12 protein-coding genes and 1 other annotated feature are annotated in these 12,968 nt (G+C 45.4%); of the genes, 9 read left to right on the top strand and 3 right to left on the bottom strand.

Annotation, left to right across the window (positions count from 1 at the left end; genetic code table 11):
• The first annotated feature begins 82 nt into the window (after nucleotides 1–82).
• The 6 genes from rplK to INF29_RS00975 all read left to right on the top strand — a co-directional run bounded on the left by rplK (nucleotide 83) and on the right by INF29_RS00975 (nucleotide 3,874).
• The gene (gene rplK, locus INF29_RS01000; RefSeq protein ID WP_072853383.1) at nucleotides 83–508 is read left to right on the top strand and encodes a 50S ribosomal protein L11; all 426 of its coding nucleotides are present in this window, start codon (nucleotides 83–85) and stop codon (nucleotides 506–508) included.
• Nucleotides 509–582: 74 nt separating this feature from the next.
• A complete protein-coding gene (gene rplA, locus INF29_RS00995; RefSeq protein ID WP_072853381.1) occupies nucleotides 583–1,278 on the top strand; it encodes a 50S ribosomal protein L1 in 696 nt (231 codons plus the stop codon).
• Nucleotides 1,279–1,336: 58 nt separating this feature from the next.
• Nucleotides 1,337–1,465: a sequence feature (ribosomal protein L10 leader region), on the top strand.
• A gap of 22 nt (nucleotides 1,466–1,487) precedes the next feature.
• The gene (rplJ, locus tag INF29_RS00990) at nucleotides 1,488–1,985 is read left to right on the top strand and encodes a 50S ribosomal protein L10 (protein ID WP_022254768.1); all 498 of its coding nucleotides are present in this window, start codon (nucleotides 1,488–1,490) and stop codon (nucleotides 1,983–1,985) included.
• 92 nt (nucleotides 1,986–2,077) lie between these two features.
• On the top strand, nucleotides 2,078–2,443 hold the full coding sequence (gene rplL, locus INF29_RS00985) for a 50S ribosomal protein L7/L12 (RefSeq protein WP_175055107.1): 366 nt from the start codon (nucleotides 2,078–2,080) through the stop codon (nucleotides 2,441–2,443).
• Nucleotides 2,444–2,621: 178 nt separating this feature from the next.
• Entirely contained in the window at nucleotides 2,622–2,801 is a 180-nt protein-coding gene (locus INF29_RS00980) for a hypothetical protein (RefSeq protein ID WP_193484099.1), read from the top strand.
• Nucleotides 2,798–3,874 carry a helix-turn-helix domain-containing protein gene (locus INF29_RS00975; protein WP_193484098.1) on the top strand — a complete coding sequence of 359 codons (1,077 nt, stop codon included), beginning with the start codon at nucleotides 2,798–2,800 and terminating at the stop codon, nucleotides 3,872–3,874. The genes INF29_RS00980 and INF29_RS00975 overlap by 4 nt, the downstream gene beginning before the upstream one ends.
• 108 nt (nucleotides 3,875–3,982) lie before the next feature.
• Here the strand turns inward: INF29_RS00975 and INF29_RS00970 are convergent, their stop codons facing one another.
• From INF29_RS00970 to INF29_RS00960, 3 genes are all read right to left on the bottom strand, one after another.
• A complete protein-coding gene (locus tag INF29_RS00970) occupies nucleotides 3,983–4,210 on the bottom strand; it encodes a helix-turn-helix transcriptional regulator (protein WP_054330420.1) in 228 nt (75 codons plus the stop codon).
• A gap of 323 nt (nucleotides 4,211–4,533) precedes the next feature.
• The gene (locus INF29_RS00965) at nucleotides 4,534–4,845 is read right to left on the bottom strand and encodes a DUF6442 family protein (RefSeq protein WP_193484097.1); all 312 of its coding nucleotides are present in this window, start codon (nucleotides 4,843–4,845) and stop codon (nucleotides 4,534–4,536) included.
• Nucleotides 4,842–5,159: a DUF6442 family protein gene (locus INF29_RS00960; protein WP_072851293.1), complete on the bottom strand. Its 318-nt coding sequence runs from the start codon at nucleotides 5,157–5,159 to the stop codon at nucleotides 4,842–4,844. The genes INF29_RS00965 and INF29_RS00960 overlap by 4 nt, the downstream gene beginning before the upstream one ends.
• Nucleotides 5,160–5,428: 269 nt before the next feature.
• Between INF29_RS00960 and INF29_RS00955 the strand changes: the two genes are divergently transcribed.
• From INF29_RS00955 to INF29_RS00945, 3 genes are all read left to right on the top strand, one after another.
• Entirely contained in the window at nucleotides 5,429–7,915 is a 2,487-nt protein-coding gene (locus tag INF29_RS00955) for an efflux RND transporter permease subunit (RefSeq protein ID WP_193484096.1), read from the top strand.
• Nucleotides 7,902–11,093, top strand: a complete 3,192-nt coding sequence (locus INF29_RS00950) for a GLUG motif-containing protein (protein WP_193484095.1) — start codon at nucleotides 7,902–7,904, stop codon at nucleotides 11,091–11,093. The genes INF29_RS00955 and INF29_RS00950 overlap by 14 nt, the downstream gene beginning before the upstream one ends.
• 153 nt (nucleotides 11,094–11,246) lie before the next feature.
• Complete coding sequence (locus tag INF29_RS00945) at nucleotides 11,247–12,896, top strand: S-layer homology domain-containing protein (RefSeq protein ID WP_193484094.1); 1,650 nt, start codon at nucleotides 11,247–11,249, stop codon at nucleotides 12,894–12,896.
• Nucleotides 12,897–12,968 lie beyond the last annotated feature (72 nt).

Genomic DNA, 12,968 nt, shown 5'->3' with positions numbered 1-12,968 from the left:
CAGTTGACAGAAGAAGGCGGCTTATGTCGCCGGTGGGAGGGAAAATCCCCGCTAATTACCACATTTATAGGAGGTGCCACTCATGGCAAAAAAAGTAACAGGTTATATCAAATTGCAGATTCCCGCAGCGAAAGCAACTCCCGCTCCTCCTGTTGGTCCCGCTCTGGGTCAGCATGGTGTGAACATCATGGGTTTCTGTAAAGAATTCAATGAAAAAACAGCTTCTCAGGCAGGTCTGATCATTCCTGTTGTTATCACAGTTTACCAGGACAGAAGCTATACATTTATCACAAAGACACCCCCCGCAGCAGTTCTGCTGAAAAAAGCAGCTGGTATCGAATCCGGTTCCGGTGTGCCTAACAAAACAAAAGTTGCAAAAGTTCCCAAGGCAGAAGTAATGAAAATTGCTGAACTGAAAATGCCTGACCTGAATGCAGCTAGCGTTGAAGCAGCATACAGCATGATCTGCGGTACAGCAAGAAGCATGGGTATCGTTGTAGAAGAATAAGACAAGACAGACGGCATTAGCCGGTACAGTGGGAGGGAATTCTCCCGATATTACCACATAAGGAGGTCACGAAAGTGAAAAGAGGAAAAAAATATGTTGAAGCTGCGAAACTGGTAGACAGAGCAGCTCTCTATGATACAGCAGAAGCTATCGATCTGGTGCAGAAAACTTCCACAACAAAGTTTGATGCAACTGTAGAAGCACATATTCGTTTGGGCGTTGACAGCAGACATGCTGATCAGCAGGTTCGTGGTGCAGTCGTTCTTCCCCACGGCACAGGTAAAACAGTTCGTGTATTGGTATTCGCAAAAGGCGACAAAGCTGAAGAAGCTCTGGCAGCTGGTGCGGATTTCGTAGGAGCAGAGGATCTGATCCCCAAAATCCAGAATGAAAACTGGTTCGGTTTTGACGTTGCAGTAGCAACACCCGATATGATGGGCGTTGTTGGTCGTCTGGGTCGTGTACTGGGTCCCAAAGGCTTGATGCCTAACCCCAAAGCTGGTACAGTTACAATGGACGTAACAAAAGCAATCAACGACATCAAAGCTGGTAAAATCGAATACCGTCTGGATAAAACAAACATCATCCATGTTCCTGTAGGTAAGGTATCTTTCGGTTCCGAGAAGTTGACAGAAAACTTCCAGACTCTGATGAGTGCAATTATAAAAGCAAAACCCGCTGCTGCGAAAGGTCAGTACCTGAAGAGCGTTGTACTGACAACAACAATGGGTCCCGGCGTGAAAGTAAACGCTGCAAAAATTTCCGAATAATCTCTAAGAGGTTATTGACAACAGCTTGACTTTGGTGTATACTAAACAAGTTGAAACGAGAAAAATCTCATATTGCCCGTAGACAGCAGGTGCCTCGTGCGTAAATCCTGCCGAGGAATTTGCTTGTTTTTAGAGCGTAAATATAAGCCTCTTTGTCTATGTGCAAAGAGGCTTTTTCATCATATTGATTACTTCGAGGAGGTGTAAACATGGCAAAGATTGAACAGAAACAAGTTATTGTTAATGAAATCAAAGAAAAACTGGAAAAGGCTACTTCCGTTGTTATGGTTGACGCAAGAGGCCTGACAGTAGAACAGGATACTGCTCTGAGAAAACAGCTGAGAGAAGCTGGCGTGGATTACAAAGTATACAAAAACACAATGGTTCACTTCGCAATCCAGGGTACACAGTTCGAAGGTCTGGACGCATATCTGTCCGGCCCCAGCACATTCGCATTCTCTTATGAAGATGCAGCTGCTGGTGCAAGCATCATCAACAAAGTTGCGAAAGATGTAAAAGAACTGGAATTCAAAGCAGGTGTTGTTGAAGGCGTTCTGTATGACGCAGCCGGCATGAAAGTAATCGCTGACATCCCTTCCAGAGATGTACTGCTTTCCAAACTGCTGGGCAGCTTCAAATCCCCTATGTCTTCCTTCGCTCGCGTTATCGATCAGATCGCGAAAAAAGGCGAAAGCGCAGCAGAATAATTCTGTGGGCGGCTGCTTAAAGGCAGCATAAATCAAGAAATAAATTACGAAAATTATACGAAAATAATCGGAGGTGCTTTAAAATGGCAAAATTGACAATCGAAGAAATCATTGCAGCTGTAAAAGAACTGACAGTAATCGAACTGAACGATCTGGTTAAAGCAGCAGAAGAAGAATTTGGTGTATCCGCAGCAGCTGGTGTTGCAGTAGTAGCTGGTCCCGCAGCAGGTGGCGCAGCTGAAGAAAAAACAGAATTCGACGTAGAACTGACAGAAGTTGGTTCCGAAAAAATCAAAGTTATCAAAGTTGTTCGTGAAGTAACAGGTCTGGGCCTGAAAGAAGCGAAAGAACTGGTTGACGGCGCTCCTAAGATGCTGAAAGAACAGGCTTCCAAAGAAGAAGCTGACGGCATCAAAGCTAAACTGGAAGAAGTAGGCGCTAAAGTTACTCTGAAGTAATTTAAAACCGAATTTCCAAAGGACATTCTCAAAGCAACTTCACCTTAAGAAAACATTGATTTCCTTTTCTTTGATTTCTTAAGGTGAATTGCGACGGCTGTCTTCATAAGAAAACATAACAATCTAAACAAAATGAGAAAGCCAAAATCCTTATGATTACAAAGGATTTTGGCTTTCTTTGTTTTCTTATGAAGATGCCCCTGAAAGAGGATGTCCTTTTTTTGTGTCTGAAAATGTGAATGGTGCGCTATTTTTTTGCGGAATCGTTGAAAAAGGCTCCGTTGTGAGGGGGCGGTTTTCTGGTATGCTGATTGCAGCAGAGATCTTTGCAATTGCGAAAAAGGAGATGACAGGATGATGCTGGGAAAAGTCATTCGGAAATACAGAAAAGAGCGGAATTTCACACAGGAAGAAATGGCAGAACGACTGGGCGTGACGGCTTCTGCAGTGAATAAATGGGAAAGGGAGGTCACTTGTCCTGATATTGCCCTGTTGGCACCCATTGCCAGATTGCTGGAGATTTCTACAGATACCCTTTTGTCTTATCGGGAGAATCTGACGCCCAAAGAAATCAAAGAACTGATGGAAAAGACGCAGAAAATGCTGAAAGAAACCAGTTACGGAGAAGCTTTTGAATGGGCGAAAAAACAAATGGAACAGTATCCCAACTGCGAAGATTTAGTCTTGAATATGGCGGCATGTTTTGAGGCATACGCCATCACCCATGAGGTGCCAGAGGCAGAAAAGAAGGAAAAAGAAATCTGTTCCTTATATCAGTATCTGCTGGAGAGTTCAGAGGAAAGTGTGCGTATGCGGGCTGCCAGTGGATTGGTGGGATATTACAGACGAAAAGGAGAATATGAAGAAGCAGAAACGTATTTGCAGTATTTTTCCATACAGAATCCAGAACGGAAGCGAATGCAGGCACAGATTTACGGAGAAACGGGACGTATCAAAGAGGCATACAAAGCTTATGAAGAATTGCTCTTTGGGGATTATCAGCGGATGAGTGCCATCCTCCATGGGATGTATCAGCTGGCACGGAAAGAAAATGACAGGGAACGAGCAGGAAAGCTGGCTGAAAAACAAGGGGAATTGGCTCGATGCTTTGAAATGGGAAAATTTTATGAGGTTGTACCCCAATTGGATTTGGCGGTGTTGGAACAAAACCGAGAACTGGCTCTGGATACCATGGAAAAGGTGCTTGACAGTGTGGCAGGAATAGGCGGTTTTCGGCAGGCATGGCTGTATGAGCACATGATATTTCAGGAAATGCAGCCAGAGCTATTAGTAAATATGAAAAAACAACTTTTACAGTCTTTTGCGGAGGAGGAAATCTATGGTTTTTTGAAAGAGGAGCCGCGATGGCAGGCATTGTGTAGAAATCAGGCTGAAAACTGTGGAACAAGTGGAAAAGCAGAGGAAAAATAAAAAAATCTGTGGATAAAATGTATGAAATAAAAAACATGGTGTGGATAAGTATCAATAGATAAACATAGAAAAACTGTCAGATTCCAGACGACGGAAACTGGCAGTTTTTTAGTCGAAATAAAACAAGTCTTCAAATTTTTTATCTAATGCAATGCAGAGGATCAAAGCCAGTTTTGCTGTGGGGTTAAACTGCCCTGTTTCAATGGAACTGATGGTGTTTCGGGAAACACCTACCATCTCCGCTAACTGGCTTTGCGATAAGTTTTGCTCCGCACGGGCTTCTTTTAAGCGGTTGCGGAGAATAAGTTCGTTTTTTGGTTCTTTTTCTTTTGGCATATCAGAGGATCTCCATTCCATGATTTAAGATATTGACAAATGTGATGATGGCAATACAAAGGGCAATCAGCACAAAGAGGATGTCTTTCGCTTTTCTGTGGCTGCGGAAATGCTGGAAAGAACGACCGTCAAAAACAAAAGAGATATGCTATGTAATCGCCATAAGCCCTGCCTGTGAAACAGGTTTGCAGGAAAAAGATCAAACATGCCAAAGCACTATATATCAGAATGACAATATAGGTGTTTGCTTGAGCTTTCTGCTTTACGAAAGCGGCAAACGCATCCCGCAGAATATTCTCTTTTTGCCTGCAAGCGATATCCATTTAGATTCCCCCTAAATACTCAATGATGTTTGCGATACAAAGTACAGCGGCAGCCAAAGCAATGACGCCGTGATAGACTTTGCGATGACGGTAAAAAAGGAGACAATCTCTGCCGGAGATGCTTGCCCAGAAAATTGCCAGGAAGCCATCGCTGGGCAGACCTTTTATGGAATTGACAGCTACCAGAAGCAGTGTGACAGCCAGTGTGAAAATCAGGCTGAAAGAATCACTTTCTGTGCGGATTTGCTGATCCCGTTCATCTCCCAACATATTTTCTGTTTGACTGCGTTTTAAAATTTCTTCTTTATTCATTGAAATACCTCCCAATATAGCAAAAAGAGATTACCCAGACAAGTGGCAGTGGTAAGCAAACCCCAGAAGAGATCTCGTTTTTTGCGATTTTTCCAGAAAAGATAATAATACTTTGCGGCTACGCTTGCCCAGAAAATTGCTATAAAATGTTTTACCGGAAGTCCTTTTATCCAATTAAAAACCGTCAGAATAATCAAACCAAAAACAATTATGTTTTGCCCAAAGGATTCACTTTTTGCTTCAATCTGTTTTTCACGTTCATCACCATATTGGTTTTCTTCTTGACTGCGCCGTAAGATTTCGTTTTTATCCATAAAAGTGCCCCTCCTTTATGATAACATTTCCCCCGATTTTAAAAATGTTTTCCTTGCCAAGTTTACTTGGTATTTTCAGCATAGCATTGCCAAGTTTACTTGTCAATACTTTTGCCAAGTTTTCTTTGCAGTGTGTTTTTTATACAAAATACATCAAATTGTCTATGGCATTTTTCCAGCAAAGCCATTATATTTTTTTATAGATAAAATCAAGAAAGTATGCGCTGCTATGAAGAAAAATGAAGCAGCAGATAGAAACGGGTGGAACCATGAAAAAAGAAAAAAACGAGCGTTCCTTTTGGGAAAAATTGGCGACGCTGATTGTAGACAAACGAAATTTATTCTTTCTATTATACGGGGCGGCAATGCTCTTTTCCATATTTGCCAGCGGATGGGTATCGGTCAATGACGACCTGACGTCCTATCTGCCGGAAGAAACGGAAACAAGGCGTGGGCTGGACTTGATGGATGAGGAATTCACCACATTTGCCACAGCCCGTGTCATGGTCAACAACATTACATATGACCAAGCGCTGACCCTATCGGAGGATTTGGAGAAAATAGAAGGCATTTCAGAAGTGGAATTTGATGAAACGGAAGACCACTACAGAGGGGCAGCGGCGCTGTTTGATGTGACTTTTGACGGGGAAGTGGATGACGATATTTCCTTAACAGCACTGAATGAACTGAAGGAAGAACTTGCGCCCTATGACTTGTACGTTTCCACGGAAGTGGGCAACAACCGTTCCGACTTGTTGGCAGAAGAAATGAAAATGATTATGGTTGTGGCAGCGGTGATCATTGTCAGTGTACTGTTGCTCACATCTAAGACCTATATGGAAATTCCTGTATTGCTGCTGACATTCATTGCGGCAGCAGTACTGAATATGGGAACCAACTTCTTCTTTGGAGAGATTTCCTTTATTTCCAACTCTGTAACGGTGGTGCTCCAATTGGCTCTTGCCATTGACTATGCCATTATCCTTTGTCATCGTTACAGCGAGGAACGAGTGCATATGGAACCACGAGAGGCGACCATTACGGCACTGAGCAAAGCCATTCCAGAAATTTCAGCCAGCAGCTTGACTACCATTTCCGGTTTGGGCGCGCTGATGTTCATGCAGTTCGGCATTGGGTTTGATATGGGGAGAGTCCTCATCAAAGCCATCTTTTGCAGTCTGCTGTCCGTATTTACATTGATGCCCGGTTTGCTGATGTTGTTCAGTAAGGGCATTGATAAGACACATCATAAAAACTTTGTACCAAGTATTGACGGCTTGGGACGTATTGTTATCAAAATGCAGTACATTGTCCCACCTATTTTCCTGATTTTGCTGATTGTGGTATTTAAGTTTTCTTCTATGTGCCCCTATGCTTATGGGTACACACAGATTACTTCTTTCCAGAAAAGTGAGAATACCATTGCCGATGATAAAATCAAAGAAACCTTTGGGGGACAAAATACATTGGCAATTGTCATTCCAAAAGGGGATTATGACAGCGAGCGGGCACTGCTGGCAGATATCCAGAAGCATCCCGAAGTCAATTCGGCTTTGGGTATTGCCAACGCGGAAGCAGAAGACGATTACATGCTGGCAGACGCTTTGACACCCAGAAAATTCGCGGAAATGATGGACCTGGATGTGGAAGTGGCAAAACTCCTGTATGGTGCTTACGGCATCAAGAATGAGGAATATGGTCATGTCATTGGCAATCTGGATAATTACGAAGTGCCCCTCATTGATATGTTTTTGTTTGTCCATGAGGAAGCGGACAAAGGGTATGTGGAACTGGACGATGAAATGCAGCGGGATTTGGATGACGCATATGAAAAAATCGACGATGCCAGAAAACAGCTGCAAGGAGAAAATTACTCCCGTTTGGTACTGGATTTAAATCTGCCGGAAGAAGGGGAGGAAACCTTCGCATTCCTGGATGTGCTCCGGGAAGACGTGGGAAGATATTACGATGATTTTCTGCTGGTAGGCAACAGCACCAGTGACTTTGACCTTTCCAGCTCCTTTAGCCGGGATAATGTGATGATCAGTGTCCTTTCCATTGTATTTGTCATTCTGGTACTGCTCTTTACATTCCAGTCCGTTGGGCTGCCCATTTTGCTGATATTGGTGATTCAGGGAAGTGTATGGATCAACTTCTCCTTCCCGTATTTGATGCACAGCAATTTGTTCTTCCTCAGTTATCTGGTGGTCAGCTCCATACAGATGGGGGCAAACATTGACTATGCCATCGTTATTTCCAACCGGTATATGGAACTGAAAAAACAGATGCCCCCTCACAAAGCCATCATTCTGGCATTGAATCAGTCATTTCCGACCATCATTACATCCGGTTCTATGCTGGCTGCGGCAGGGCTTTTGATTGGGTTCATGTCCTCTGACCCTACCGTTGCATCCATCGGCATTTGTCTGGGACGTGGTACCATCTTATCCATTTTCCTGGTTATGTTTGTATTGCCGGAAATTTTGCTGCTGGGGGACAAGGTTATCGAACGGACCATGTTTGCCATCAAGCCGCCGGAACTCAGCCACGAAATGGAAGGTTCTGTCCGTGTCAATGGTCATATCCGGGGTTATGTTTCCGGTACCATTGATGCGAAAGTACAGGGGGTTATTCATGGGGAAGTCCATGCCATTGTAGATACAGAAGGCAAGAAAGAAAAGCCAAAAGAGGAACTGCCTGAGGAACAAACGGAAGAAACCGAAAGAGAGGAGGGGCAGACCCATGAAAATCAGTAAAAGAATCATATCATTACTCATGGCAGCGATGCTGGTTTTTGGTCTGCCTTTGAGCGCCTTTGCATCCGATGGGGGAGAAATCCGCATCGCTACGGCAGAGGATTGGAAATCATTTGTGAAAAATTGTAAGCTGGATACCTGGTCTGTAGGCAAGACTGTTGTATTGGATACAGATTTGGATTTGGGCGGCAGTTTTACGCCGGTGCCTGTATTCAGCGGCACCTTTGACGGCAATGGACACAGCATCCATATGGGTTCTTATACGTCAGCGGCTTCTGACACAGGGGTATTCCGTTATGTGAGCGAAGGTGCAGTGGTGAAAAACCTGACGGTTACAGGCACATGGGAGCCATCTGGCGGGAAAAGCGCCATTGGCGGTATTGTGGGACACAATAGCGGCACTATTGAAAATTGTATGTTCAACGGTGTGGTAGACGGCAAGAACAACATTGGTGGTATTGCCGGCATCAATGAAAACACCGGGGTCATCACGGGCTGTACCGTTCGAGGCGAAATCCGTGGGGAACACTACACTGGCGGTGTTGCAGGGCAAAACCTTGGCAGCATCATCCGCTGTATCAACGAAAGCAGTGTCAATACAGATGGTGCAGAAATTGCCCCTACATTGGATGATATTGATGTGACCCATATCAACAATACGGAAAACCTTTCTGTATATACAGATACTGGCGGTATTACGGGATTTTCCTCCGGGCTGTTGCAGGGATGCAAAAACGTAGGGGAAATCGGATACCCACATGTGGGGTATAATGTGGGCGGTATTGCCGGCAGACAGTCTGGCTATCTCCACGACTGCGAAAACCGCGGTGCTGTTTACGGCAGAAAAGACGTAGGCGGTGTTGTAGGGCAGATGGAGCCTTACCTGATTTTGAAATTCGGCAAAGACGATCTGGAACGGCTTTCCGATGCTTTTTCGGGTTTGCAGGACATTATGGACGGCATGCTGGACCACACGGAAACCACTATGGATGACGTTTCTTTCCGTCTGGACAATATTTCCGCCATGTCCGATGAAGCCAGAGAAAGCACGGACTATCTGGTACACCGGACAGAAGATTATGTGGATGATACCATTATGACTATCAATGACCTGAGTGCACGGGCAGACCGTTTCCTGGGTGACTTGGAAGATATTCTGGGAACTGGAGAAGATGTGGCAGACGATATTACAGACGCATTGAATCAGCTCCATAAATCTGTAGAACGTTTGGAGGATGCAGCGCAGGCTGGACAAGATGCCATCGACAGTGCCAACAGCGGTTTGACAAAGCTGGATCGTGCGGTACAGAATTACAAAGACGCATGGAAAGATGTAAACCAGAGTGTCCAAAATGTCATTGGTTCTGTGGGCAACTGGGAAGCCATGGAAGAAGCGCTGGCAGATTTGCAGGGGAATGTGACTTATCTGAAGTCTGCCGGTGACGGTGTCATTCGTGCCATCAACAACACGAAAAACGAGATGGGGGATGCCTTGGACAGCGGCAGTGATATGGCTTCTGACCTGAACAGTGCTTTATCCAGACTGGAACGTTCTGTGGAAAAAATGCAGGACATTCAGGATGGATTATCCGATATGGTAACAGACATGCGCTGGGCAATCCGGGATTTCCGGGAAGGCGGCGCACCCCAGTTTTCTGTGCCCGATGCGGAATACAAAGAGCAGGTGGACAATCTGCTGGATCAGACAGGTTCCATTTTCGACGAAGTGGAACAGATGACAGACGAAATGGGGGACAATGGCGACATCTTGATTTCTGATCTGCGGGCAATGAATGACCAGATGCGGAGCATCATGGATATCATGCGGGATATTTATGAAAAACTGCTGGATGATGGCGAAGAAGAAGAGATTTATGAAGATATATCAGAAGAAGTGACTTCTTCCACAGAAGGGGTCACAGAAAACTGCCGCAACTACGGCAAAGTGGAAGGCGATGTGGATACCGGGGGGATCTGCGGCGCCATTGCGGTGGAATACGACTTTGACCCGGAAGACGACCTGACAAGACAGGGGGATACTTCCCTGAATCAGCATTTCCAGACAAAAGCTGTCCTGCGGGGTTCTGTAAACTACGGAACAGTGACCGGGAAAAAAGATTATGTAGGCGGCATTGCTGGTTATATGAAGCTGGGCAGCATTTACAAATGTGAGGCTTATGGCAAAGTGACCAGCAGTGACGGCGATTATATCGGCGGCATTGTGGGCAGCTCTGACTCTGTGGTACGAAACAGTGATGCCAAAGTTTCATTGAGCGGCGGCAGCTATACCGGCGGTATTGCCGGATATGGTACAGACATCTTTGACTGCCGTGCCATGGTGGAACTGACGGATGCGGAAGAAGCAGCCGGTGCCATTGCCGGAAAAGCAGAAGGCAATGTAAAAGGCAATTACTTTGTAGACGGCGACTGGGGCGGTGTGGACGACATCAGTTTTGCCGGAGAAGCAGAACCTATGGCGTACGAAGATTTCATTGCCATAGAAGGGCTGCCGGAACGATTCCGTTCTTTCTATCTGACTTATATGGCAAACGGTGCCGTGGTGGATGATGTAGCATACACCTACGGTGAAAAAACAGACAGCAAGCCTATTCCAGAAGTGCCAAAACTGGAAGGTTCTTCCGGAAATTGGGAAGAATTGCCGGAAACTGTTACATTTGACAGAGTTATCGAAGCCGTTTACACCCAGCGCAGTTCTTCCATCGCATCACCACAGACCAGAGGCGAAGCAATGCTTTCCATTCTGCTGGCACAAGGCAGTTTTGAAGATGGCGACGAAATTGCCATGGAACCTGTGACTGCGGAAGACGTGGGCAGTATGGACAGCAGTAAATTCGTAGAAGGCTGGAAGGTAACATTGCCAGAAGACGGCAGCATTACGCATTTGATGCGGTACTGCATACCGGAAGGCGGCGGACTGCTGAAGCTGTATCTGGTGAAAGATGGCGGCGCTGTGCCTTTGGATACCCAGAAAGATGGACAGTATCTGTGCTTTAACGCAGATGGTACCCAGTTTACGTTCTATGCGGAACGGACACCTTTGTGGCATGTGGTCCCACCCATTGCCGGATGTGTAGTTCTTGTGCTTGGAGTTGTCATTTTCTGGAAAAGAGAACGGATTAAGAATTTTGTAAAAGACAAACGGAAAAAAGAGGAGTAAAATAAAGCTGTAAGGAACGCAATGCAGCAAAGGACTTCTCTGTTTTGCGGCAACACAGACAGAAAGAAAAAGCTGTATGGACGGCAGAAAAATGCCAGTTCCATGCAGCTTTTTTTGCACAAAAGGATTTTGGAATGCAAAGGAGGAACGGGTATGAAAGGAAAGGTCATTTTTTTGGCGGCGGCAATGGGAACCCTCTGGTCGGCAACGGCTTTTGGTGCGCAGTTTCCCGATGTGCCCACAGACCATTGGGCGTATAACGAAGTGGTGAAAGCCAGCGAGATTGGTTTCATCAGCGGTATGGATGATGGTACTTTTGGTCTGGGACAAACGGTGACAAGAGGGCAGTTTGTGTCCATGATGTGCCGGATGTTTGGCTGGAAACTGGTGGATGCCCAGAGCGGTTCTTTTGCGGATAATCAGGATGTGAACCAATGGTATTTCAAGAGTGTGGAAACGGCAGCACAGCATGGAGCTTTGGATGACAGCGCCCAGAATTTCCGCCCCAATGACAATATTACCAGAGAGGAAATGGCTGTGATGCTGGTAAAAGGATTGGGCTATGACAATCTGGTGGAAACGGCGGCAGAGGCAGCTTCTCCATTCACAGATGTGACAAGCAACAAGGGATATATCAATCTGGCTTACGATTTCGGCATTGTCAGCGGCAAAGGCGATGGGCAGTTTGTGCCAAGCGGAACAGCCACCAGAGAAGAAGCGGCAGCCATGATGCTGCGGTGCTATAACAAAATGAACAGTGATACAGATTTTGTCCATGGATTCTACGCTTTTTCTTCCTATGGGCAGAAAGATCTGGCAAAGGAAATGGACGCTGTTTCTTTTGGCTGGAGCAAAATGGAATATCGTGACGACGGAAGTATTGTGGTCAATACCCTTTATGAGAACAACAATGAATGGGCAGTGCCGGAAGGCTATGAACAGATTGTAGAAGAACTGCAGAATAGCGGTGTCCAGACCAATCTGAATGTTTTCCTGTCGGATGCCACACAGGCGCAGACCATTTTGAACAATGCGGAAAACCGCACAGCAGCAGTGAACGCCATTATGGAAGAAGTGACAGTGACTTATAAGAAACTGGGCAGAAATCCTTATGAAGGAGTCACCATTGACTTTGAAGGGCTTCGCGGCAGTACATTGAAACAGAATTTCGTGGCGTTCCTGAAAGAACTGGATACAGCATTGACAGCAGAAGGAAAGAGTCTGTATGTGGCAGTTCATCCGGCAACAAAAGACGGCAGTTATTACGATGGATATGACTACAAAGCCATTGGCGAAATTGCGGACAAAGTCATTATGATGGCTTATGATTACGAGGCAAAGAATATTTCCGCTGATGTACAGCAAAGCGGCTTTACTACAACGCCTGTTTCTCCTTTTGATCAGGTATATTATGGACTCCATGCCATTACTGATGAGAATACCGGTGTGACGGACAGCAGCAAGGTCGTGCTGGGGATGAGCCCTTCTTCCAACGTGGAATGGGATCTGCAAAATGGCGTTATTGTCAACAGTCAGGGCATCGACAATGATTATGACACCTTGCAGACTTATTTGCAGAGCGGCGCGAAATCCGAATATTCTGAAAAGTACCGGAATCCTTACATGACAGTGCAGGATGGAGATACCACCAAGGTTATCTGGTATGAGGACAGCCGCAGTATTCAGGATAAAATGGATCTGGCAAAAATGATGGGCGTTAATGGGGTATCTTTCTGGAGATTGGGATTGATTCCTGATGAAAATACAACGGCTTACAGTAATATCTGGAGCACCGTGAAATAAAATATGGAGATTTTCCCTGAATATTTGGGGGATAAAGAAAGCTGGAATTCTTGCGAAGGATTCCAGCTTTCC

Source organism: Anaerotignum lactatifermentans, assembly GCF_014982935.1.
GTDB lineage: Bacteria > Bacillota > Clostridia > Lachnospirales > Anaerotignaceae > Anaerotignum > Anaerotignum lactatifermentans.
This window is presented reverse-complemented; position numbering and strand designations above follow the sequence as displayed.